The organism is Alcanivorax sp., from assembly GCF_019431375.1.
Lineage (GTDB): Bacteria > Pseudomonadota > Gammaproteobacteria > Pseudomonadales > Alcanivoracaceae > Alcanivorax > Alcanivorax jadensis_A.
Genome location: NZ_CP080267.1, coordinates 3100056 through 3122949, shown reverse-complemented (window position 1 = coordinate 3122949; position 22894 = coordinate 3100056). Strand labels below are relative to the sequence as shown.

At 60.2% G+C, this 22894-nt stretch carries 26 protein-coding genes and 1 pseudogene; 8 read left to right on the top strand and 19 right to left on the bottom strand.

Annotation, left to right across the window (positions count from 1 at the left end):
* The first annotated feature begins 55 nt into the window (after nt 1-55).
* Both KZ772_RS14655 and KZ772_RS14650 read left to right on the top strand, forming a co-directional pair.
* Entirely contained in the window at nt 56-1105 is a 1050-nt protein-coding gene (locus KZ772_RS14655; protein ID WP_290537259.1) for a tetratricopeptide repeat protein, read from the top strand.
* Entirely contained in the window at nt 1102-2226 is a 1125-nt protein-coding gene (locus KZ772_RS14650; RefSeq protein WP_290537258.1) for a HupE/UreJ family protein, read from the top strand. Before KZ772_RS14655 ends, KZ772_RS14650 begins: the two co-directional genes overlap by 4 nt.
* Before the next feature lie 164 nt (nt 2227-2390).
* Here the strand turns inward: KZ772_RS14650 and KZ772_RS14645 are convergent, their stop codons facing one another.
* The gene (locus tag KZ772_RS14645) at nt 2391-3557 is read right to left on the bottom strand and encodes an acetyl-CoA C-acetyltransferase (protein ID WP_290537257.1); all 1167 of its coding nucleotides are present in this window, start codon (nt 3555-3557) and stop codon (nt 2391-2393) included.
* A 410-nt stretch (nt 3558-3967) separates the two neighbouring features.
* On the opposite strand from KZ772_RS14645, the gene KZ772_RS14640 reads away from it, so the two are divergent.
* Nucleotides 3968-5143 (top strand): lipid A deacylase LpxR family protein, encoded by a 1176-nt coding sequence (locus KZ772_RS14640; protein WP_290537256.1) that lies wholly within the window; start codon nt 3968-3970, stop codon nt 5141-5143.
* A gap of 66 nt (nt 5144-5209) precedes the next feature.
* On the opposite strand, the gene KZ772_RS14635 is transcribed toward KZ772_RS14640, so the two are convergent.
* The 10 genes from KZ772_RS14635 to KZ772_RS14590 all read right to left on the bottom strand — a co-directional run bounded on the left by KZ772_RS14635 (nt 5210) and on the right by KZ772_RS14590 (nt 11343).
* Nucleotides 5210-5605 (bottom strand): YciI family protein, encoded by a 396-nt coding sequence (locus KZ772_RS14635; RefSeq protein WP_290537255.1) that lies wholly within the window; start codon nt 5603-5605, stop codon nt 5210-5212.
* A gap of 23 nt (nt 5606-5628) precedes the next feature.
* Nucleotides 5629-6075 (bottom strand): nuclear transport factor 2 family protein, encoded by a 447-nt coding sequence (locus KZ772_RS14630; RefSeq protein WP_290537254.1) that lies wholly within the window; start codon nt 6073-6075, stop codon nt 5629-5631.
* Between the two features lie 78 nt (nt 6076-6153).
* Nucleotides 6154-7401: an RNA polymerase sigma factor gene (locus tag KZ772_RS14625; protein WP_290537253.1), complete on the bottom strand. Its 1248-nt coding sequence runs from the start codon at nt 7399-7401 to the stop codon at nt 6154-6156.
* A gap of 11 nt (nt 7402-7412) precedes the next feature.
* Nucleotides 7413-7793 carry a CbiX/SirB N-terminal domain-containing protein gene (locus tag KZ772_RS14620; RefSeq protein WP_290537252.1) on the bottom strand — a complete coding sequence of 127 codons (381 nt, stop codon included), beginning with the start codon at nt 7791-7793 and terminating at the stop codon, nt 7413-7415.
* A gap of 180 nt (nt 7794-7973) precedes the next feature.
* The gene (locus KZ772_RS14615) at nt 7974-8885 is read right to left on the bottom strand and encodes a histone deacetylase (RefSeq protein ID WP_290537251.1); all 912 of its coding nucleotides are present in this window, start codon (nt 8883-8885) and stop codon (nt 7974-7976) included.
* Nucleotides 8886-8974: 89 nt separating this feature from the next.
* Nucleotides 8975-9655, bottom strand: coding sequence for a DUF4336 domain-containing protein (locus tag KZ772_RS14610; protein ID WP_290537250.1), 681 nt, complete (start codon nt 9653-9655; stop codon nt 8975-8977).
* Nucleotides 9656-9707: 52 nt separating this feature from the next.
* The gene (locus tag KZ772_RS14605; protein ID WP_062815376.1) at nt 9708-9932 is read right to left on the bottom strand and encodes a DUF3820 family protein; all 225 of its coding nucleotides are present in this window, start codon (nt 9930-9932) and stop codon (nt 9708-9710) included.
* Between the two features lie 6 nt (nt 9933-9938).
* Entirely contained in the window at nt 9939-10385 is a 447-nt protein-coding gene (locus KZ772_RS14600; protein ID WP_290537249.1) for a hypothetical protein, read from the bottom strand.
* A gap of 2 nt (nt 10386-10387) precedes the next feature.
* Nucleotides 10388-11002 carry a cation diffusion facilitator family transporter gene (locus tag KZ772_RS14595; protein WP_290537248.1) on the bottom strand — a complete coding sequence of 205 codons (615 nt, stop codon included), beginning with the start codon at nt 11000-11002 and terminating at the stop codon, nt 10388-10390.
* Entirely contained in the window at nt 11002-11343 is a 342-nt protein-coding gene (locus KZ772_RS14590; protein WP_290537247.1) for a DUF3703 domain-containing protein, read from the bottom strand. The genes KZ772_RS14595 and KZ772_RS14590 overlap by 1 nt, the downstream gene beginning before the upstream one ends.
* A 79-nt stretch (nt 11344-11422) precedes the next feature.
* Between KZ772_RS14590 and KZ772_RS14585 the strand changes: the two genes are divergently transcribed.
* Nucleotides 11423-11833, top strand: coding sequence for a helix-turn-helix domain-containing protein (locus KZ772_RS14585; protein WP_290537246.1), 411 nt, complete (start codon nt 11423-11425; stop codon nt 11831-11833).
* 122 nt (nt 11834-11955) lie between these two features.
* The gene (locus KZ772_RS14580; protein WP_290537245.1) at nt 11956-12348 is read left to right on the top strand and encodes a hypothetical protein; all 393 of its coding nucleotides are present in this window, start codon (nt 11956-11958) and stop codon (nt 12346-12348) included.
* A gap of 136 nt (nt 12349-12484) precedes the next feature.
* Here KZ772_RS14580 and KZ772_RS14575 read toward each other — a convergent pair whose 3' ends face one another.
* The 4 genes from KZ772_RS14575 to KZ772_RS14560 form a co-directional block, all read right to left on the bottom strand.
* On the bottom strand, nt 12485-13594 hold the full coding sequence (locus tag KZ772_RS14575; RefSeq protein WP_290537244.1) for a DUF1513 domain-containing protein: 1110 nt from the start codon (nt 13592-13594) through the stop codon (nt 12485-12487).
* Between the two features lie 286 nt (nt 13595-13880).
* Nucleotides 13881-14903 (bottom strand): imelysin family protein, encoded by a 1023-nt coding sequence (locus KZ772_RS14570; RefSeq protein WP_290537243.1) that lies wholly within the window; start codon nt 14901-14903, stop codon nt 13881-13883.
* Nucleotides 14904-14915: 12 nt separating this feature from the next.
* Nucleotides 14916-16310 (bottom strand): di-heme oxidoredictase family protein, encoded by a 1395-nt coding sequence (locus tag KZ772_RS14565; protein ID WP_290537242.1) that lies wholly within the window; start codon nt 16308-16310, stop codon nt 14916-14918.
* Between the two features lie 145 nt (nt 16311-16455).
* Nucleotides 16456-17736: an imelysin family protein gene (locus KZ772_RS14560; RefSeq protein WP_290537241.1), complete on the bottom strand. Its 1281-nt coding sequence runs from the start codon at nt 17734-17736 to the stop codon at nt 16456-16458.
* 256 nt (nt 17737-17992) lie between these two features.
* On the opposite strand from KZ772_RS14560, the pseudogene nhaD reads away from it, so the two are divergent.
* Nucleotides 17993-19229, top strand: a pseudogene (gene nhaD / locus KZ772_RS14555) (sodium:proton antiporter NhaD).
* 37 nt (nt 19230-19266) lie between these two features.
* Here the strand turns inward: nhaD and KZ772_RS14550 are convergent.
* Complete coding sequence (locus KZ772_RS14550; RefSeq protein WP_290537240.1) at nt 19267-19770, bottom strand: N-acetyltransferase; 504 nt, start codon at nt 19768-19770, stop codon at nt 19267-19269.
* Between the two features lie 80 nt (nt 19771-19850).
* On the bottom strand, nt 19851-20132 hold the full coding sequence (locus KZ772_RS14545) for a hypothetical protein (RefSeq protein WP_290537239.1): 282 nt from the start codon (nt 20130-20132) through the stop codon (nt 19851-19853).
* A 203-nt stretch (nt 20133-20335) separates the two neighbouring features.
* Here KZ772_RS14545 and KZ772_RS14540 point away from each other — a divergent pair, with 203 nt between their 5' ends.
* Together KZ772_RS14540 and KZ772_RS14535 are read left to right on the top strand one after the other, a co-directional pair.
* Nucleotides 20336-20653 (top strand): hypothetical protein, encoded by a 318-nt coding sequence (locus tag KZ772_RS14540; RefSeq protein WP_290537238.1) that lies wholly within the window; start codon nt 20336-20338, stop codon nt 20651-20653.
* Between the two features lie 20 nt (nt 20654-20673).
* Nucleotides 20674-22236 (top strand): phospholipase D family protein, encoded by a 1563-nt coding sequence (locus KZ772_RS14535; RefSeq protein ID WP_290537237.1) that lies wholly within the window; start codon nt 20674-20676, stop codon nt 22234-22236.
* Between the two features lie 46 nt (nt 22237-22282).
* Here the strand turns inward: KZ772_RS14535 and KZ772_RS14530 are convergent, their stop codons facing one another.
* Together KZ772_RS14530 and KZ772_RS14525 are read right to left on the bottom strand one after the other, a co-directional pair.
* Complete coding sequence (locus tag KZ772_RS14530) at nt 22283-22648, bottom strand: DoxX-like family protein (RefSeq protein WP_290537236.1); 366 nt, start codon at nt 22646-22648, stop codon at nt 22283-22285.
* Entirely contained in the window at nt 22645-22890 is a 246-nt protein-coding gene (locus KZ772_RS14525; RefSeq protein ID WP_290537235.1) for a Rho-binding antiterminator, read from the bottom strand. The genes KZ772_RS14530 and KZ772_RS14525 overlap by 4 nt, the downstream gene beginning before the upstream one ends.
* Nucleotides 22891-22894 lie beyond the last annotated feature (4 nt).

Here is a 22894-nt window from a genome sequence, read left to right as displayed (position 1 = left end):
TTATCTGTCGAGCGCGCTGATTCATGCCGCTCCCTATACACCGGCCGGGGATCATGTGGTCCTCGCCCGTCTACCCCAGGCGCAGCCCGCCCTGGCACCACCGGCAGCGCCCCTGGATCTGACCGCGGCCCTGGCGTTGGCTCGCTCTCAGATTGACTATGCCAGCGCCCAGGGCGATCCCCGCTTTCTCGGTTACGCCGAGGCCACGCTGGCGCCGTTCAGTCAGGACATGTCGTCACCGGCAGCCAACCTGCTGATGGCTCGCATCGAACAGCAACGTCATCAGTTTGCCCGTGCTCGCCATCGGCTGACGCAACTGCTGGAACAGTCCCCCAATCAGGGACAGGCGTGGCTGATGTTGGCCAATATTGATCGGGTACAAGGCCGTCTTGATGAGGCCCGCCAAGCCTGCCGGGAAGCCGCCAGCACGCTGCCGCCCACCACCGTATTGCTCTGTCAGGCCAGCGTGCAGGCCATCACCGGTCAGCAGGAACAGGCCTATGACACCTTGCAAGCCCTGGCATCCAGCCCGGCCGCCCCACAGGGGAAATCCGCCCAGTGGCTGGACACCCTGAGCGCCGAAATGGCGCTGCAACAGGGTCGTCTCGAGCTGGCTGCCAAGCACCTGGGTGATGCCTTGCAGCAGGCCCCGAATGATCCCTACCTGCGCTACCTGCAAAGTGACTTGTGGCTTGCCAACAACCAGGCGGAGGCGGTCATCCGCGATCTCTTCGACTGGCAGGACAGGGAAGGCGCCTTGCTGAGACTGGCCATTGCCGGGCAACGCCTGGATCACCCTCAGGCCCGGGACTGGCGACAGGATTACCGGGCCCGCATGGCCGCCGACCAGGACACCGGTCGCCAGCGCCACCTGCGTGAGCACGCCCGTTTCCTGCTTGAAGTAGAGTCCGATCCGCAAGGCGCCCTCACGCTGGCCCGGGAAAACTGGCAGCAACAACGGGAACTGGCTGACCTGCGACTGCTGCACGCCAGCGCCGTGGCCGCCGACGATCAGGCAACCTTGAGGCAGCTACAGGCCTTTGTAGACCGATACCAGGTTGACGATGCCCAACTCACTCAACCTGCCAGGGGAGCCAGTGAATGAAATCCCTGTCTTTGCTTTTCCTGCTGTTGCTGGCCGGGCAGACATTCGCCCACAAACCCAGTGACAGCTATCTGGTGATCAACACCAATGAGGGCAATGCACTGATCGAGGGACGCTGGGATATCGCCCTGCGTGACCTGCAGCTGGTATTGCCACTGGACCAGAACGGCGATGGCGTCATCACCTGGGGAGAGCTACGCCGGCAGCGCAACGGCATCATCTCCACCGTGCTGCCCGCCCTGACCATCGACGCTGTGTCCGACGAACAACGTCAGGCCTGTGCGCTCACCCTGACCCGGCTGCAGGCCATCGACCATGTGGATGGCACCTACGCCGCCCTGCACTGGCGTGGCGACTGCCAGAGCCCGCCGGAGCAACTGGCGGTGAACTACCAGTTTCTGTTTGACCGGGATCCCAGCCACCATGGCCTTCTGCGGATGGAACAGGACGGCGACACCCTCACCGCCGTGTTCAGTAATCAGCACCGTAACCAGCGGATGGGGGCGGATGCCGGATCGCAATGGCAGGCGTTCCAGGGGTTCATCCGTCAGGGTGTGCACCACATCCTGATCGGCTACGACCATATCCTGTTCCTGCTCACGCTGCTGTTCCCGGCAGTACTGGTATGGCAACGGGGCGGCTGGCAGCCGGCATCCACCATGACCGGAGCGCTGACCCAGACCCTGGCCATTGTCACCGCCTTTACCGTGACCCACTCGCTGACACTGGCACTGGCCACACTGGGCATCATCACGCTACCCACCTGGCTGGTGGAGTCCGCCATTGCCATCACCGTGGCGTTGGGTGCAGCGGCGAATCTGGTACCCCGCCTGTTTCCCAAACGCTGGGTGATGGCCTTTGTATTCGGGCTGATTCATGGCCTGGGATTTGCCTCGGTACTGGCCGATCTGGGACTCACCGACAGCGGGATTTTCCTGCCGTTATTGGGCTTCAATCTGGGCGTAGAGCTGGGGCAGGTGGCCATTGTGCTGCTGTTTGTGCCAGCGGCCTATCTGGTCCGGGAAACCGTGGCCTATCGGCGTGTCTTTGTGCCGGTGGGGTCAGTCGCCATCATGATACTGGCCGGCGTGTGGCTGGCAGAGAGACTGAGCGGCGCCTGACACGGCAGGCATGCCGTAGTTGTGTGGCCATAAAAAAGCCGCCCCGGGAAACCGGAGCGGCTTTTTTCAGGTCGAAAAACACGGCGGCGCGGCGCCCAGCGTTTCCCCCGCTGGCGACACACCCGCCACCGTTGCCACTTTCAACTTGAAACTTGCAACTACTCTTACAACACTTCGATGATAGTCGCGTTGGCAGTACCCAGGCCTTCGCAGATGGCCAGCAGACCATACTTGCCGCCGCGACGCTTCAGCTCGTAAACGAGCGTTCCCATCAGCTTGGTGCCGGTGGCACCCAGCGGATGCCCTAGTGCCTGGGCGCCGCCGTTCACGTTGAGCTTGTCGTAGTCGGCGCCCACCGCCTTCATCCAGGCCAGCGGCACGGAGCCGAACGCTTCGTTGACCTCGTACAGATCAATGTCGTTGATGCTCATACCGGCCTGCTTGAGCACTTTCTCGGTGGCCGGAATCGGGCCTTCCAACACCATGGTCGGATCGGAGCCCACCACCGCCATGGCATGAATGCGAGCCAACGGCGTGAGACCGTATTCCTTCACTGCCTTTTCGCTGGCGATCATTACGGCGGAGGCGCCATCGGTAATCTGGCTGGCGTTGGCGGCGCTGATATGGCCCCCTTCCTGCAACGGCTGCAGGGCCTTGATGGCATCCAGTTCCGCTTCCCAGCGGATACCCTCATCCACGATGTGCTCATCGCTGCTGCCATCTTCCAGGGTGATCGGCACCGGGATGATCTCGTCATTGAAGCGGCCGGCTTCGGTGGCAGCGGCACCCCGCTTGTGGGAATCGTAAGCGAACTGATCCAGCTCGGCCTTGCTCACCCCGTACTTCTCCGCCATGCGCTCGGCGCCCAGGAACTGGCTGAACGTCTCACCGGGATAGCGCTTGCTGATTTCTCCGGTAAACGGGTTGCCCATTTCCTTCACAGCGGTAACCGGTGCCCCGATCGGTACCTGACTCATGGACTCCACGCCACCGGCGATAACCAGATCCTGGGTGCCACTCATCACCGCCTGGGCAGCGAAATGGATGGCCTGTTGGGAGGAGCCGCACTGACGATCGATGGTGACGCCGGGTACGGATTCCGGCAGACAGGAACTCAGGATGGAGGTACGAGCCACATTAAAGGTCTGCGGCCCGATCTGGCTGACACAACCGAAAATCACGTCGTCCACCTTCTCCGGGGCCACACCGATACGCTCGACCACCGCATCAATCACCCGGCCGCCCATATCCGCCGGGTGCACCTTGCTCAGCCGACCATTCTTCTTGCCACCGGCGGTACGCACCGCCGCTACGATATATGCCTCTGCCACCTTGCCTCTCCTCACACGTCGTTGACTGGTGAAAACCCGATAATGTCCTTGAGGCTACGCTTGAGACAAGGAAGGGCTCAATGACAGAAAACAACGCGGCAAGCAGGCATTTGGTCACCGCTGCAACAAGAGGGGCTTGCCATGAAAACGGCAAAGTTCGAAAAAATCGATTAAATCGCCCAGCCAGTTCCCCTGTTTCATTAAACCGTTCCCGCCCATCCTTGTCCCCATGATTCAGACGGTCACATTCGCCGAACCGTCACCGCTGGCATAACGACAACTCTCTGTAGAAACAGGCAATAACCGTCCAGCAACGCAATACCGCTATTGCGCGTGCCGGGCCTACTGTACGCGCAGCAAACGTGAACAGGGAGGGTGTGCGTTGCACCCCCTCAGGTGGACATGACGCCATGAACGACGCAGAGAGACTGACAGAATTTGCCACGCCGCGGCTTCGCCATTTCGGCATCCCGGGCACCACTGCGCTGCTGATTACCCTGCTCGGCAGCGTGGCGACACCCGGAATCAGCATCGGGGCCACCGCCGATACCGTGCAACTGGCCCGTGTCGGCGATCCGGCATTCGAGGAACAGCGCCCACGCCGTCCACGCACCGATCCGGACCAAGAGCGGACCACCGGTAGCTGGTCCCTGACCCTGGACAACGACCTGCTGGTGCCCGGCAGCCGGGATCAGGACTACACCTATGGAATCAGTGTGGCTGCCACCGGCCGCAAGGCCCGGGATTTCGCCCTGTCCCTGAATACACCACTGACCTGGATCGACAGACTGACCGGTGTGGAAGGTATCACCGGCAGTAATATCCGGGGGCACAGCTTCGAAGCGGGCATCTTTGGCTTCACCCCGGAAGACAAGGAGGCCGCAGGCCCGTTGTATGACGACCGCCCCTACGCCAGCCTGCTGTATGTCTCCAGCAGCCGGGTACAGGTAGACCCGGCCCGCCAGGTAGCCTGGCATAGTTCTCTGACGCTGGGCGCCATGGGGCTGGACCTGGCCGGCGACATCCAGAACGGCGTCCACAAGGTGATTGGCAGCGACCGGGCGGAAGGCTGGGAGCATCAGGTCAGCGATGGCGGCGAAGCCACCTTCCGCTATGCCGTGGCGCGTCAAAAGATTCTGCCGGTCTCCACCGACCGCCTGGAAGTGAAAAGTACTGTGGAAGGATCCGTGGGCTATCTGACAGAAGCGCGCTGGAGCCTGAGCTTCCGGGCTGGCCGTCTGCACACTCCCTGGTGGCAGACCAGTCCCGAACTGGCCCATTACGGAGAGCGCAACAATGCCACCGCCATGAGCCAGGACAACGAGCATTACCTGTGGGGTGGCATCGCCCTGGTGGGCCGGGCCTACAACGCCTTCCTGCAAGGCCAGTTCCGCGACAGCGAAGTGAGCTACGACAGTGACGAGGTCAACCATGGTGTGGCCGAAGCCTGGCTAGGGTACACCTGGGCCTTCAACGACGGTTACCGGCTCAGCTATGTCCTGCGCGGCCACACCTCTGAATTGAAGGAGGGCGTGGGCGACCGGAATGTACTCTGGGGCGGACTGGTGTTTGCCAAAACGTTCTAGGCCCGGTTCAGCACACCCTCATTCACTGTTTGAGCTTTGCTCGCAAAGCAAAGCTCCAACGAGGGGCTACGATTTCAATGCTTCCGCGTAGGGGACCTGATCGGAGGACTCCCCGTAAATATCACGCACCGGACGCACCTCGATGCTGCCATAACGGGCCGGCGGAATACGGCTGGCCACACGAATGGCATCGTTCAGATCGTTGGCTTCGATCAGATAGAAACCGGCAAGCTGTTCCTTGGTTTCCGCAAAGGGGCCATCGGTAACACTGACCTGCCCATCCCGCACCCGCACTGTTGTGGCAGTGGACACCGGTTGCAGGGCGGAGCCATCCAGCATCACGCCGGATTCGCTCAAGCCGCCGCTGTAGGACTGGCATTCCTGGTTCAGTGATTGCCAGTGATCATCGCCACGCTCCTGCATGGCCGCTTCGTTGTAATACACCAGACATAGATATTTCATCGTGCTCTCTCCTTGGCAGTCAGTTAACGGAAGCGTACCGGCGTGTGGTCCGGCTGCCATTCCATAATCAGGGACATATCTTCCGGGTTGAAAGGGCAGGAAAAATGCTCATGCAAAATCTGCCACTGATCACCGTCCCGTTCCCAGACCTGAGTCACACGCATCCAGCCTCCCTGCTGCTCCCCTTCCACCGTTGCGCCGCAATGGGTCAGGCTGTGACTGACCGCCAGGGAATCGGCCGTTTCCACTTTGAAGTCATACATCTCGAAAAAAGGGTCTGCAGGGCAGGATGCCATGCATTTTTTCCAGTGCTCCCGATAGGCAGGAGCCCCTTCTACCTGCAGCGCCAAAATGGCGTCGAAGGAGCGGATAGCAGGGTGGTAAAGGGCCATCACGGCCTCCACATCATTGCTGGCCGCCGCCTTCAGCCAACGGCGGGTCAGATCTTCAATAGTGCGTTCAGTGCTCATGGTTCTCTCCTTGATTACGGTTGTCTTATCAAGGAATCGAAAGGCATGGCACGGTTTCGACAGGGCTGTGGATTTTTTTCACCCCAACTCAACCAACCGCTGGCGCAGAAAGCGTTGTTCGGCGGGTTGCGAGGTGCGTTCCAGGGCAGCCTGATAGGCGGCTATGGCGGGTTCACGCTGGCCCAATCGGCGGTGCATGTCCGCCCGGGCAGCGTGGGCCAGGTGGTAATCACGCAGGGTGGCGTCCTCCATCAGCGGTTCCAGCGCCTGCAAACCCGCTTGCGGGCCATCACGCATGGCCACCGCCACCGCCCGATTCAGTGCCACGATGGGGCTCGGCATCATGGTCAGTAACAGGTCATATAACCCCACGATCTCGGCCCAATCGGTGGCCTCACTGCTGGGCGCGAGGGCATGAACAGCGGCAATGGCCGCCTGCAGGGTGTAGGGCCCAAAACGTTGGGACAGCAGGGCATCGCGTACCAGTTCATCGGCCCGGGCGATTTCTTCCCGGTCCCACAGGGTGCGATCCTGATGCTCCAGCAATACCAGTTCACCCTGCGCCGTGGTGCGCGTGGCGCGGCGGGCGTGATGCAACAGCATCAATGCCAGCAAACCCTGGCATTCCGGTTCCGGGTTGGGCAGCAGGGCCAGCACCAGTTCGGCCAGGCGAATGGCCTCTTCGCTGAGATCATGGCGCAGCAACTGCTCCCCCGCCGACGCCAGGTAGCCTTCGTTGAAGACCAGATAAATCACCTGCAGCACGGACTGCAAACGCTCGAAAAGCTCGTCACCCTCCGGCACTTCGTAGGGGATTCTGGCATCGCGGATCTTGGCCTTGGCGCGAACGATGCGCTGGGCCACGGTGGACGGTTTTTTCAGGAAGGCGCGGGCGATTTCTTCCGTGGTCAGGCCACACACTTCCCGCAGAGTCAGCGCCACCTGGGCATCCCGGGCGAGCCCCGGGTGGCAGCAGGTAAAAATCAGACGCAACCGATCATCCTCGATGGCCAGATTGTCCACCTCCATCTCCACTACGGCCCGAGCGGCCAGCTGGTCTGCCTGTTCGTGGAGAATCTGGTCATAGCGGGCACGACGACGTAACTGGTCTATGGCCTTGAAACGGCCGGTAGACACCAGCCAGGCACGGGCGTTATCGGGAATGCCTTCCTCGGGCCACTGACGCAGGGCTGCCATAAAGGCTTCCTGAAGGGCATCCTCAGCCAGGTCGAAATCGCCCAGTAAACGGATCAGTGTAGCCAACACCCGGCGGGATTCCCGGGCAAACAGCGTATCAACCTCTCGGGAAAAAGCCGTGTCATCCATGACAATGCAGCCTACGCCTGTTCAGCAATGTGACTGAGCACCAACGCCGATAATCCTTTGGCGTTACCGAAATAATCCAGCAGCTCGATGGTGAGATCGGGAAAACGCTGCCGGGCCTCTTCCACCTGGGCAGGAATGTCCTTGCCCACGTGCTTGCCCTTGTTGAAGAACAGCGGGTACAGCTGTACGCGGCTAACCGGCTGATGCTCCAGTTGCTGAATGGCTTCCACCAGGGAAGGCTGTGCCAGCTCCAGAAAACAGGGCAGCACCGCCACGTATTCCTCACCCGCCCCATGGGCAGACTCCGCCACGGTTTCCACCAGGGCACGGAATTCATCGTTGGCAGTATCACTACGACTGCCATGGGCCATGATTAATAGGGCTTTGGACATTGATACTCTCCGGACGCTTGCGTAAGAGCGTCGCTGGCGGCGCGATTGCTGACCGGGATGAAAAACATTGTCACCACAGAGCACACAGAGGCCACCCCTTCTTTTCCTCAGTGATTTCTGTGTTCTCTGTGGTGAAATCGCATTTGCTTTACGTGTTTTATCGCGCCGCCAGCGACGCGCTTACAAGGACTTTGTAGCCAGTTCGTGGCTGGCTTCGACGACGATCGCGTGCCGCCGCGCCAGCGCTTCACGATCATCATCGTAGCCGCCGCCGATCACCGTGGCCACCGGTATTCCCCGGCGGTGGCAGCGCTCGATAACGCCCCGCTCCCGGTCGGCGATGCCCTGCTCGGAAATACACAGCCGGCCCAGAGGATCCTGTTCAAAAATATCCACGCCGGCATCATAAAGCACCAGTTGAGGACAAACCGTATCGAGCAGGGTTTCCAGGGTCCCGAACACCGTGTCCAGATAATCCCGATCGGTCATGCCCAGCGGCAGCCCCACATCCAGATCGCTGTGTTGCTTGCGCACCGGAAAGTTTTTTTCGCAATGAATCGAACAGGTAAAGGCCCGTGGTTCGTCCGCAAGCATAGCGGCGGTGCCATCCCCCTGGTGCACATCGCAATCGAAAATCAGCAAGCGCTCTATCGCCCCGCTGGCCAGCAACTGCTGCGCCGCGAACGCCAGATCATTGAAGATGCAGAAGCCGGAACCGAAATCGTAATGGGCATGATGGGTGCCACCAGCAAGATGACAGGCCAGCCCCTGCTGGAGAGCCAGCTGCGCCGTCATCAGTGTGCCCATGGGAGCAATGCAGGTGCGCTTAACCAATCCTGCACTCCAGGGGAGTCCCATGCGCCGCTGGGCTTTTTGATCCAGATCGCCGTTCACAATCGCCGACACATAGTCCGGGCAATGAACCTGTCCCAGCAGGGCAGGCTTGGCCCGACCGGGGCGGTATTCATTGTCGCCCCGGGCAATGCCGGTCGCCCGCAAATGTCCATGCAGGAGGCCGAACTTTTCCATGGGGAAACGGTGTTCACCGGGAAAGGGGAAGCTGTAATTCGGGTGGTAGACGAGGGGCAGCACAGACAATCCCAGGCTGGACAGGATGGCAGAGATTGTGGCGGGCAGAGCTTGGCGGAGCAATGGCTCCGCCAAACATCATCCTGCCCAGCCTAGAACAACCACTCCAGACCGTGGCGCGCCTGGTTGCGGGCGTTTTCCGTGATCACTTCGCCGTGGGCCAGGCTGAGTTTTTCGAAGGGCCATTCCAGGATGCGAGTGATGCTGGCGCGGGCCTTGCGACGATTCAGGTAGACCAGCCGCAGGATCGGGTGCCAACCGGGCTTTTGCCACAGGCCGCCCAGTTTCAGATACCAGCGGGTAAAGCCATGGTCGCACTGGCGAAAGTTTTCGATCAGGTCGGCGGCGATAAGAGTGCGGCTGGCGCAGTGATAGAACACGGTCTCCTGGAGCATGGAGCCTTCGATAAAGACCAGCTCGAAGTCATCACCCCAATCCGGGTGCGGGGTTTCCGACAGGGTGGCATCCAGTGCCAGGTCTTTTCGCTTGGCCGACAGCTTGGCCGGGCCATGCAGGAGCGCCTCCGGGTAGCGTTTTTTTACCTCGGCGGCAAACACATGGTGAAACAGGTTGGGGCAGACGATGTGTTTTACCTCACCCAGTGCTGCCAGCTCCGCCGCCAGGTCCTCGTCCACCGGCACCGGCGAGTGCAGCAGCAGACCGCCACTGGACAGCTTCACGACGGTCATGCGAGTGCCCACATGCAGGCCCATGAAGGCGTGGGGAATGGCGACGTGCCAGATGGCATCGGTAAGCGGTTGCAGCTGGCTCATGATGGGTCCTTGCGTCTCTCTGAAGTATCAAGACTAATGATGAAGGGCCTCGCTATCCATGGCTTTGTCGTAACGGCTCCAACAGCTTCTCGGTGCCGTCCATCTTCAGCATCAGCGCCAGCGCCATCAGCCGACCCAGCTCGCCGTTGGGAAAGCCCTTGTCGGCAAACCAGAGCAGGTAGGGTTCGGGCAGATCGATCAGCACCCGGCCCTGGTATTTACCGAACGGCATGGTGCGTTCGATCAGGGCTTTCAGGTCTTCCTGTTTGAAATCCATAGAGACTCAGCGATAACGACGACGCAGGCGGCGGTGACGGTGGCGAAAGAACAGTGCCACCAGCGCCGCCGTGGTACGCGGGAACACCCGCGGTTCAAATTCCAGAATGTCATGCAGCGTACAGCCAGCGTCGCTGTCCGCCAAGCGCCTTTCGTGGCGCCAGCTTTGCATACCGGTCATGGGGGACGCTTCCACGAAGCCTTCCTGCGGTGTCAGCGACAACAGGGTCAACTCGGAGTGGCCCACCGGCAACAGACCAAACAGCTTCAACGGGCTGCGGAAGAGGGGCTGGCCGGGTGTCAGGGGCACATCTTGCAGCGCCCGAACCCCCGACGGTGAGCCCATACTCAGCCAGGGACGCATTTCATCGTTGATACCTTCCATGGCGGTGATCGCCTGCCACAGGCTGCTGCGGTCCACTGGCAAGGCACTGGCAAATGTCAGCTGAATCATGGCTAGCAGCAGTTATCCGGTTCCCGCTCATTGTTGGCCTGACGCAAAATGGACAGGGCGCTGTGGGTAAACAGGCCGGCAATGGCCAGCGCCACCAGCAGGTCCGGCCAGCGACTGCCCTGCCAGACCACCAGCGCCCCGGAGAGCAGTACCGCCAGATTGGCAATGGCATCGTTACGCGAACACAGCCAGACTGAGCGAATATTGGCATCCCCCTGGCGGTAACGCATCAACAGCAGGGCACTGACCACGTTGGCGGTCAGTGCCAGCCCGGCCACGCCCATCATCATCTGGCCCTGGGGCGCATTCCCCTGCAGCAAAGCCCAGACACTGTTGCCCAGCACCACTACCCCCATGATCAGCAGGGAAATCCCCTTGATCCGGGCAGCGCGCAGCCGCCAGGCCAGGGACTGCCCCAGCGCCCACAGAGTCAGTCCATAGGTGGCCGTATCACCCAGAAAATCCAGCGCATCCGCCTGCAGGGCACGGGAGTCCGCCAGTACCCCGGAGGTCGCTTCCACCACAAACATCACCGCATTGATTAGCAGCACCACCCATAACACCCGGCGGTATTCCGGCGCCGGACTGGCCTGGATATCGGTATCGCAACAGCCCATCAGTCAGTCTCCATCAGTTCACGCAGGTCATCGGCAATCGGCATGGGTTGTACCGGGCTCACATTGGCGCCGCCGGTATTACCCAGCGGCACCCACAGGCGCGACAGTAGCATGGCCGCCGGCAGCCGCAGTAGCTGCCCCCGCACTTCCCGGGCATCGCGGCGTTGCCAACCCACTTTCAGCATCCACCAGTGGCTCTGCACATGGGGCATCATCCGGGTCTGGCCCAGCACGTGGGCTCGTTCCAGCAATGCAAACGCCCGCTGCCAATGGCGCTGCCGATAAGCCTGGCGGGCGTCGGCCATGGCTACCGCAAACGCCTGTCTCTGTGGTTCATTCACGGGGTTCTCCTTGAATCTGCTCCGTTATGTGACTATTAAAAAAGCTATAGTGACTACAGGTTCAAGCCTCGGAGACGCCATGAGCACGCTTTTTTCCATCGGCACCCTCAGCCAGGCCACCGGCTGCAAGGTGGAAACCATCCGCTACTACGAAAAGATCGGCCTGATGCCTGAACCGGCCCGCAGCGAAGGCGGCCAGCGCCGCTATCACCGCAAGCACCGAGAGCGGCTGCAATTCATCCGCCACAGCCGGGAGCTGGGTTTTACGCTGGATGATATTCGCGAATTGCTGGCCATGAGCGAACAGCATGGCCATGCGGACAGCATCGCCCGCCGCCACCGGGCGGCTGTGCAGGCGCGCATCCAGGCACTGACGGCATTGCGCAATGAGCTGGACCGGATGATCGAAGAATGCGAACAGGGACATACCGGGGAGTGCCGAGTCATCGAGGTACTCAGCGATCACCAGGAATGCCGTGGCGACCACTGACGTTTTTCGGCTTACCCCATATGGGGGAAGACCCTTTCTGTTCAGTTTCTACAATGAACCTGGAACGACGGCTGCCGGTAAGGACACGCCGGGATCAAATGATGAACAAAAAGGGGAAGATCATGAAATGGATTATTGGTATTGCCACACTGCTGGCCTCACAGTTTGCCATGGCGGACTACTACTCCAGCCTTGATGACGACACCTGCTGGGATGGTCGTAACAGCCGCGGCGGCCCCTGCATGGTGGTACACGACACCAAGTGGAGCCAGTACACCGAGGGGCGCTTCACCGTCACCTTTCGCAACACTTGCAACAACCGGATTTATGCCCGCTTCTGCAATGAGCGCGATAACGGCTCCGAAGATTGCGGCGCTTCCGGCATTTCAGCGGGCAACACCAAGAGTTGGTCCACCAGCAACGCCAATGGCCGCTATACCTATAACTGGATCGGAGTAGAAAAAGGCTCCAAGGACTGGGTCTGCTCCGGCAAGGTACCCAACTGGCACGACTGAAACAGATGATGGAACTTCGCCTTGCAAGCAAGGCTCCAACGGGCCCCAGAGACTGGTCATAAACCCGTTGTTGGAGCTTTGCTCGCAAAGCGAAGATTTTCCCCAGCGCCAGGCTCTCTCCGACTAAAGAAACCGATCACCCCAGCCAGAGATGGTTATCCCACCAGCCATCGGGCAGTTCCAGCCAATGGCTTTTCACGGTACGACCAGAACAGTCGAAGTAACGGCATCGGCCCTGTCCGGACGTCACCGCAAAACCACCGGGCACGGCGCCCACGCCTGCGCAGTCAGGCATTGGCGCATCCACCACGGTGGCAGCACTGTCCAGATCCCAGACAAAGAAACGATTGCCGCGCGGGGCGGTCATGGCGACCAGGCGTTTTTCATTGTGAATGGCAATACTGGCGGTGTACTGGTTCATCAATGCCAGTTGCCCGTTGCTCACCGGGAAAGGCTGATAGGGCTCACCGGGGCGCTTGATGGCAAGCAGCGGGACGCTGTCCCAGGCCGGACCATGGTATTGCTGGCCGGTGATCACGGTGCCGTCATTGGCCACCGCCAGGTGACGGATACTGTTCTGTTGTTGCGGCAGGGTTTCCTTGCTGATCCTTTCACCCTGGCGATCCATGATCACCAGGCTCGGCGCCATGGCATCCAGATTCATTTCCGCACGGCTGCCGCCTTCGGTACGAATACCACCATTACCGATCACCAGGGATTCGCCATCCGGCAACCAGGCCAGTTGATGCGGACCTACACCGTGACTCGGTACCTCTCCGTCATGGATCAGCTGCAGACGCTTGTTGTCCAGCAGGTAACGTCCCAGCACACCACGGCCCGGTTCATCGGTATCGTTCTCCGTGGCATACAGCCATTGGCCACTGTTGTGGAAGACGGCGTGACCGTAAAAATGCCGTTGCGGCTGACTGTGCAGGGTCTGTAGCAGAGCACCATCGCGCAGGTCCACCAGATAACTTTCCCGGGACGGGCGACGCCCGACATACAGGGCCAGGGGCAGAAAGGGGTGGCGACAGACATCGTGACAACGCTCTGTCACCGGCGTGGCAAAGGCGCGACGCCCATCCAGATGATAGCCGACCGCATAATGCTTGCCGGCGCTGTCATTGCGGGCCGAGAGCAGCAGCGGCGATTGCCCTCGCCCTGACCAGACCGTCCAGCCACCGAGGGCGGCAATGCCGGCCACCGCCGCGCCAGCACCCAGTAATTGTCGTCGTGTCAGTGGCATATTGGGCTTCCACAAAACCGCTCCCCCCTACTGTAGGAACGGAGCGAAGCGAATAACGTTGCTTGCAGGCGAACCGCGCGTCACCGCGGCGGCAGGAATGCCTGTTCACTGCAATGATTGCCGGCTGGCCTTATCTGGCTCTGAAACACCTGATCATCCTGACGACGATTTCCGCCGACGCGGTTCGCACCTCAAGCGGCGTATTCGCTGCGCTCACCCTGCGGGCCGCACGGAACTAAGTGCGTTACTCCGCTACGCTCCGTTCCTACAGCGGCTTCGTAGCAATCTAATCACCGTCGTTGGCATTGAAGCCGATCTGGATACCCAGGTGCCGGGCCAGGTCGGTCTGTTGCAGGTTTTCCAGCGCATCCAGATCCGCATACAGCGACTGCAGCTGTGGTTGGCTGGCCTTGTCCTGCACCATCTCCATCAACGGGGCAGGCAGGCCAGCCAGCTTGTCGCGCACACTTTTGTAGGCCGTATCAATGTCACCCGCCAGCTGTGCATCACCGACCAGGGTGCGGATCCGCTCCCATACCCCCTGAGCCCCATCCACAGAGGCCAGCAGGTTTTGCGCGGAATGGCGGCTGCGCCAGGCTTCCGCCTGATAGGGCTGTGGCGTTCCGTTGTTATGCCGACCCATGGGAGTGCCAAGCTTCTTTTTCAGGGTATCCACGCCGGTAACCTGAACGCGCAGGATGCCACCCAGCGCCTCATCCGCATTGGCATAACGGTCATTGGGAAAGGTCGTGAGTTGCTCAAGCATGCCACCGGGTTGCTGCCACAGGTCCAGCACCTCGGAAGACAGTGTCTGCTGATGGTGGGCAATACCGACCAGCAGCGGACAGTAGCGTTCCCGGTTATCAACGATGGCGACCTTGTCATCGAAGAGCACATATTCAAACGCGGTAAGCCCCTGCACCACCACACTGGCGCCATCCAGTTGCTGCTGATCCAGATCGTCGAATTCATCCAGCAAGGCCTCGGTCTGGCGCGCCACCATATTGCGCTTGTCCGGCCAGAACTGGACCTGCCAGCTGCGATTACCCTCGGCGAGCGGCCCCACCATCAACGGCTGTAGTCGCGCCCAGGCCGTCTGGGTCTCATGGAATACCCGCTTCAGATCCTCCAGTGCCTGCTCGTCGGCGCACCAGGCGCGACTGCTGTCGAGCAGCGCCGTATTGCTGGCATGCCACTGCTCATGGGCGGGCAGCAACACCTGGTTGGCCAACTGCTTCGCCACCTCCTCGCGCGGATTGCTGCAAGCGGCCAACACCACCACCAACAACAGCAGAACCACTGAACGCATGATGCCTCCGGATTACAGGGAATTGAGGAATGCCAGCAGGGCGGCGCGCTGATCGGCATCGAATGTCAGCACCTTGTCCCGCGACGCCGCCGCTTCACCACCATGCCAAAGCACGGCTTCCATCAGGTTACGGGCGCGGCCATCGTGCAGGAACTGGGTGTGTCCATTCACCGCTTCCGTCAGGCCGATACCCCACAGCGGGGCGGTACGCCACTCCTGACTGTTGGCCAGGAATTCCGGGCGGCCGTCCGCCAGCCCCGGCCCCATGTCGTGCAGTAACAGATCGGTGTAGGGGCGAATGGTCTGATTGGCCAGCTCCGGCTCCGGGGCCTGGGCGCCGGTGGTGAATTTGGGCACATGGCAGCCCTGGCAGTTGGCCTCATGGAACAGGCCCTTGCCCTTGAGCACCTGGGGATCATCCACATTGCGACGAGCCGGCACCGCCAGGGTGCGCGAATAGAACACCACGCTGTTAAGCACGCTGTCGCTCACCTCCACGTCACCGCCATTGGGCATGGCCAGACAATCGGTCTGGCTGGGCGCGCAGGAATCCGTGGGCACCAGATGGCTGTTCAACCCCATGTCGTTGGCAAACGCCCCGGCGCTTTGCTGCAACACCCCGGGCTGGCCGGCTTTCCAGCCAAAGCGGCCCATGGCAGTGGTATTGGCCGCCGAGTCCCAGACCCGGTTGGCACGACCGCTGATGCCATCACCGTCGTCATCGTTGGGGTCCGCATGGGCCAGCAGGTCCGCTTCCGGAATGGCTTCCAACAGCCCCAGCCCAATCATCGGTGGCGCCACCCTGGCAGAAAACAGGGTGGCCGGATGCATCTCCCCATAGGCCAGATCGAAGAACTCAAGACGCGGTTTGCGCAGCGTCACCTGATGGCCATCGGCAAAGGTCATGGTGACCGGCTCATAGGTCACCCGTACCCGCCCTTCCGGTTCGATCCCCGGGATGGCTGCGTCCTGGAACTGGCCACCGTAGTTGGGCTCGGGCACCAGGCCACTGCGGGTCAGGTCATCGGTTTCACTGGCCGGTACCGACAGGCGCACCAGCATGGACACCGCCTGCTTGGCGTCCGCTGCCGGCGGATGGCCACGGCCATCCTTGATGTGGCAGTTCTGGCAGGCATTGGTGTTGAAAAGAGGCCCCAGACCATCACGGGCATCCGTGGAGGCCGGGCCGATCACCCAGGGATTGCGAAAGAAGCTGTTACCGACACTGAAATCCAGGCGCCGGGAGGGTGACAGGTTGGCCAGCGGCAGGGAAAACGCATTCTGGTCGGTTTTGGTAACGGTGGCATCACCGGCGGACAGGTGCTCACCGGGCTCTGCTTCGGTAAATGTCGGCCCCTGATCGCAGGCGGCCAACAGGGTGACCAGGGACAGCAGGAGATATCGCAAGGTACAAGTATCCTTCTCACTGGGTGGCGCAGCTGCAGGAGCGTCGCTCGCGGCGCGATTGACGACGTTAGCATCGCGCCGCAAGCGACGCTCCTACGGTAACGGGCAGCGGCTCATTGCTTGCAGAGCGCTGCCGGGGCTCGTTTCAGAAACTGTGGTTGGCCGTATCCGGGTTCAGAGCCTGGATATCCAGTACCAGGGCCGCTTTCTCGATACTGGCGGTCTGCTCCACCAGGGCATCGATGGCACGGTTAACTGTAGCCGCACCTTCGGCATTACCCGGCGCGATCAGCTGATCAAAGTGGACGCCATTGGCGGCACTGTCCACCAGCGTCTGCAAGGCTGCTTCGCTAGCATTCAGGTCAGCTTTCAGCCTGTCATCCAGCTGCGGCTCACTGGCGGCAACCAGATCGCTGAGGGACGGACCGCTGAGGGTCTCGCCGTCTACCCGCTGGTATTCACCCAGGTAGACATTCTCGATGCCCTTGCCATTATAAAAGTGTGAGAAGTGGGTGTTGTCACTGAAGCAGTCGTGCTCGTCTTCCGGCGAATGAGCAGCCAGCGCCACTTTCATGCGCTCACCGGCCAGCTCGCCCAGAGACAGGCTGCCCATGCCGAACAACATCTTGCGCAGGCCATTTTCCACGCTGTCCGCAACCAGTTCCGCGCGATAGTTGTCCTGATTGGGCTGCCATTCGGCCACCATCGCTTCCAGATCACTGATCAGCAAATCGGTAACCACTTTCAAGTAGTCGCGGCGACGTTCGTTGTGGCCGCCGGTGGCATCATTGCCGGTGGCAAAATCCGTAGCCGGGCGTTCCCCGGCGCCAGCATCGGTACCGTTAAGGTCCTGCCCCCAGAGCAAAAACTCGATGGCATGATAACCGGTAGCCACATTCGCTTCGGAGCCACCCAGCTCGTTCAGGCTGGCAAGCAGCTCCGGCGTCAGCTCACTCAGATCCAGTTGTTGTTCACCGATTTTCAGCGACTGGCTGGCGATGATATTAGCGCGGGCACCAGGGCTACCCATTACCGCCTGGTAATTGTCATCCACATAATCGATCAGGCCTTCATCAAGAGGCCAGGCATTCACCTGCCCTTCCCACTCGTCCACCACCACGTTGCCGAACCGGAATACCTCGGTCTGCATGTAGGGCACCCGGGCATCGCGCCAGGCCTGACGGGCCGCGGCCAGGGTTTCCTCACTGGGATCGGTCAGCAGGGTATCAATCTGCCCCTGCAGTTCGCGGGCCTCGCTCAGGGCATCGCTGTAGGCCGCCAGCGCCAGGTCCGCATAATGCTTGATGACCTGCCGGGCACGGACCTCGTCGTAGGCCGGCTCCGAAGCGGAAGAAGGTTCTTCACTGCAGGCAGTGAGCAGCAGAGAGGCCAGCAACAGGCCCCCGGTAGAGAGGCGGGACAACATGGAATTCCTCGACATATCGTGTGAAAGCAAGTGAAACAGTGCCAGCAACGGGCAGCACCAAAAACATCAAGACGCAATAATGCGAATTATTCTCATTGATTAAAAGGGGCTGGACCGTAATTTTGCCCTTTCATGGGTATTTTTTTTCATCACGTGGGCGTTCACAGTGAATAAAAACAGGGTTATTGATGAACCCGGTTCAAAAAGAACCTAGAATACCGCCGCCCTCCACTTCCTGCCGTGAGAGATGCCCGTCATGAGCACCGTTTTACTGATTCTGGTAGCACTGGGTTTTCTGTCCATCGTCGTCGAAGACATGGTCCACATCGACAAGGCCAAGACCACATTGTTCTTCGGCTCCCTGGCCTGGTTGCTGCTTTTCATCGCCCCACCCGCCCATCTAAGCCATGAAGTGCTGATGGAAAGGCTGGACGAAAACCTGCTGGATATCGCCACCCTGTGGCTGTTCCTGATGGCCGCCATGACCTTTGTGGCCTATCTGTCCGGCAAGGGCATCATCGACAGCATCGTCAATCGACTGATGCCCACCCGCATCAGCGAACGCAAACTGATGCTGCTCACCGGCCTGTTTGCCTTCCTGTTCTCCTCCCTGGCCGACAACATCACCGCCACCCTGGTGTGCATTGCGGTGCTGATGAACCTGAAACTGCCTACGGAAAAATTGCTGCGTTATGTGGTGCTGGTGGTGTTCTCGGTGAATGCAGGTGGCACCGCCCTGATCACCGGCGATGTCACAACGCTGATGATCTTCCTGGCGGACAAGGTGGAAATCCCCGATCTGCTGCTGCTCAGCCTGCCCGCCGCCGGCGCCGTGGCGGTGCTGGCCGGCATGCTGTCGCTGGGGCTCAGCGGTGAGGTAGTGATCAAGAAACAGGAAAGCACGATCGACCGGGGCGACAAGGCCATTGCGGTGCTGTTCTTTGCCACCATTCTCGGCACCATCGCTGGCAACGTGGCTTTCGGGATTCCGCCGGTACTGTGTTTCCTGTTTGGCCTGTCACTGATGTTCCTGGTGGTGCAGTTTCTCAACAAGGACGAGCCGGTGCTGGATTACATCCGCAAGATCGAATTCGACACCCTGCTGTTTTTCCTCGGAGTATTGCTCCTGGTAGGCATGCTCAAGGAACTGGGCATGCTGGCCTACTTCCCGGCACTGTATGACCTGATGCCACCGGTGGCGGCCAACTTCCTGGTGGGGATTGCCTCGGCCATGTTCGACAACGTGCCACTACACCGCTGCACTGCTCAATTCCGGTATCGAGATGACCCTGCCGGAGTGGCTGTCGCTGACCTATTCGGTGGGCGTGGGCGGCTCCCTGCTGATCATCGGCTCTGCCGCCGGTGTGATCGCCATGAGCAAGGTGAAAGCGCTGACCTTTGTCAGCTATCTGCGCTATTTTCTGTATCTGTTGGTGGCCTACAGCATCGGCTTCATTGCTGTACTGGGGCTGGGACAGTTGCTGGTGATGTAGCGAGCACGAGCCATGGGGGCGCAAGCAACTCGGGAACTCAGCCGGCAAACGCCGGATGGTAGTGCACCTGGGCATCCGGCCAGCCGCCTTCCAGCAGCAACGCCTGGAAATACTCCGCCGGAACGCCGGACAGGCGCAACAAAGGTGTCGCCACAAAACCAAAGCGCAGATACCAGGACGGGTCCCCCAGAAGCACACAGCCGGCCGCCCCCTGTTCACGCAATGCAGTGATGACCGCCTGCATCAGTGCCGAGCCGATACCCTCTCCCTGACAGTCCGGCAGCACTGACACCGGACCGATGCCGAACCAGCGGCGGCTTCCGTCGGACAGGGTTACCGGTGATACCGCCACATGACCCAGGATCTCTCCATTGCGCACGGCGACCAGCGACACCGCCAGGGCATCGCTCTCGCGAAGCAGATCAACGATCTGTGCTTCGCGCTGATCGCTATGCGTGACATTGGCAAATGCCGTGTCGATCAACGCGGCTATGGCGGGAATGTCCTCCGGCGTTTCCGCGCGAATCATCAGTCCAGTCATGGCTAACGCCGGCTAATGAATAAAAGTGGCATCTCCCTCTTCATGACAAAGTGAGCATGCCCGGAGAGCCTAACCAACAATCAGTTGGCGCCATAAAGATCGTTATTCAGATCTTTCAGGTCGTGATCCAGTTGTTGCCAGTTACCCTGGCCGTCCGCATCCATGTCGGCCAGCTCATGGTATTCATCAATACGCTGCTGCATGTCGCTGAGTACATCCTGCAGCGCCAACTGATGGCGCTCTGCTTCGACACCGGCATCGCCGTTGGCGCCCACACCACGAGCTTCCAGTTGCTCCAGCTCCGCTTCCAGTTCTTCCAGCTTGCCCTTGATATCGGCAAGCATCTGCTTGGCATTCTCCATGGTTATGACTCCTTGGAAGTCTCTGCATGATGACAATGAATCCGTTTCCAGATTGGCCCTATTCCTCCACAGGGGTCAAGGCAACCAGCTGTAACCGTTTATTACGTCAGACAATCGGTCAGTCACACCCCTGCAATTGTGGCCGTACCCGGGGGTTTCCGTTACATTGCGGTGAATGATTTCACCAACAGGTCACCCGGAAAATGAAGAAAAAAATTGAACGAGCGGAACTGCTCAAGGACATGATTCAGGAAGCCATCGAGGACGGCGCCACTTCCGTCGAAGAAGTCCACCAGCATATTGCCAGCCTGCCGTTTGAGGCACTGGAAAAGCTGGGCCTGTTTGAAGAGCAGGCCGGCACCCTGAAAGAAAAACAGCGCAAGACCATCGGCCTGGTATACGACACCATCCGCAAGGTCAATCAGGAAGTGGGCTCACTGATTTCGGAACAGTTTGCCGCCCTGGAAGATGCCCGCACGGCCTCCCGGAACATGGACGAAAAGAACGATCACGACGACTAGCAAGCATCAGGGCCACGCTCATGTTCTCTCGTAACCCCATTCCCCTTTGGGCAGTCCTGATTGTTATTGTCTTCTTTGTTCAGGGTTGTGCCAGTTTTGATCCCGGCGAGCGCACGGCAAGCTATTCCCTCGCCCCACCGGCACACAGCCCGCTGACAGACGCCGGGCAAGCAGCGCTGAAAGACCGCGAAAGCAACGCGCAATCCGGTTTCTATCTGCTCGACGACGGCCTCTCCGCGTTTGTCGCCCGGGTAGCTCTGATTGAACAGGCGCAAACGTCCCTGGATCTTCAGTATTACATCTTCAGCAACGACACCAGCGGCCGCATCATCATCTCTCGACTGCTGGAAGCGGCGGACCGCGGGGTGCGAGTCCGGTTACTCGTGGATGACCTGGGCACACGGGTGGATAACCCCCTGGTCGCCATCCTCCATAGCCACCCGAATATCCAGATCCGGTTATTCAACCCGATAAAGACCCGTAGCGGGGCGCTGCGCCTGATGGAAATGGCGGCTACCTTCAGCCGCTCCAATCACCGCATGCACAACAAGCTAATGCTGGCCGACTCGCTGGTGATGATTGCCGGCGGACGCAATCTGGCCGACGAGTACTTCTCCAATACCAATGTGGATTTTCAGGACGTGGATGTGCTGGCGGCAGGTCCCATCGTCAATGCCGGCACCCACAGTTTCGACACCTACTGGAACAGCCCGGCAACCCTGGAGGTGGACCAGGTGATGGATGCCGAGGATGCCAGTCTGACCCTGGAAGAGCTGCGTGACTTCCTGGCCGCCTTTATCGAGGAACAGAGACAGAGCGAGTTTGCCCAGGCGCTGCGAGGCTCAAGCCTGGGCCGTCAACTTATCGCCGGACAGATCCCACTGGAATGGGGACAGGCCACCCTGTTCGCCGATCCACCGGAAAAGGTGCTTCCCGATGCCGGGGTGGAGCGTGACCAATACCTGCTCAACGACCTGCGGCGCATTCTCAACAGCGCCGATCAGCGGCTCCAGATCAGCTCCGCCTACTTCATCCCCGGCAAGCAAGGCGTTGTACTGTTTGCCGGCCAGGAAGCCCGGGGCGTGGACGTCAGCATTCTCACCAACTCACTCAGCACCACCGATGTGGCCATTGTGCACAGCGGTTATGCACGCTACCGGAAAGACCTGTTACAGAGCGGCGTTGATCTTTGGGAATTGCGGGCCGAAGCGGGGCAGCCGCAACGTATGCACTGGTTTAAAGGTGAGTCCCGCGCCAGCCTTCATGCCAAAACCCTGGTGATCGATGATGACCGCAGTTTCATTGGTTCAGTGAACCTGGATGGCCGTTCGCTGTTACAAAATACGGAGGTCGGCCTGCTGATCGAGAGCCCGTCTCTCAACCAGCAGCTCAGCGACCTGTTTGATCGCTGGGTTGCCAGCGATTCCGCCTGGCGACTCTCGCTGAATGACGCGCAGAAGCTGCAATGGCAGGCCACCGATGACGGCACTCCCGTCACCCTGGATCACGACCCGGAAACCTCCGGCTGGCAACGCTTTCGCGTCTGGTTGCTGTCACTGCTGCCCATTGAGTCGCAGATTTAAGGAGCTTCTGAATCAGCCACACCTTTCCGCAATCAGACAAGCATTTTCAAGAGCATCTTAACTCCACCAGCGCGATCACCGACAACGCCAGAATCGCCGCATTCACTGTCGCCGCATTGAACGCTGCCAACAGAAACTGCGGCGCCAACCACAATACGAACACTGACAGCAGGCCGATACCCAGCGCAGACAACTGATACGGCCAGTGGCGCCGCCACCAGACCAGTATTGTCAGCCCCAACAATACCTCCAGCGCCCCGCCGCCATAGGCAATCCACACCGCCTGTTCGTGGCTGGCACCCAATACCTGGTTCATGGCCAGCTCGTCGTCGTGCGGCCCCAGCCATTTTGGGACGATGCCCTGGTAGATCCAGATAAATGCCAGGGCAACCCGGCAAAGCTGCAGCGTCATCCCAACTCCACCACAGAAAAATGCGGATTATCCTGCAACGCAATCAGCGTTTTGATCTGCGCCATGATCACAGGCCGGCGCTCACCGCCCACTTCCAGCAACAGACACTCCTGCCTGTCAGGGGTATAACCGGTATCCCGGGCAACGCCTTCCAGACTGCCGCCGTCCTTCAGTATTAGCCTTACCGGCAGACGAAACGTGCAGGCAATTTCCAGGTAGTCGTGATCATCGCAATGCAGCATGGCT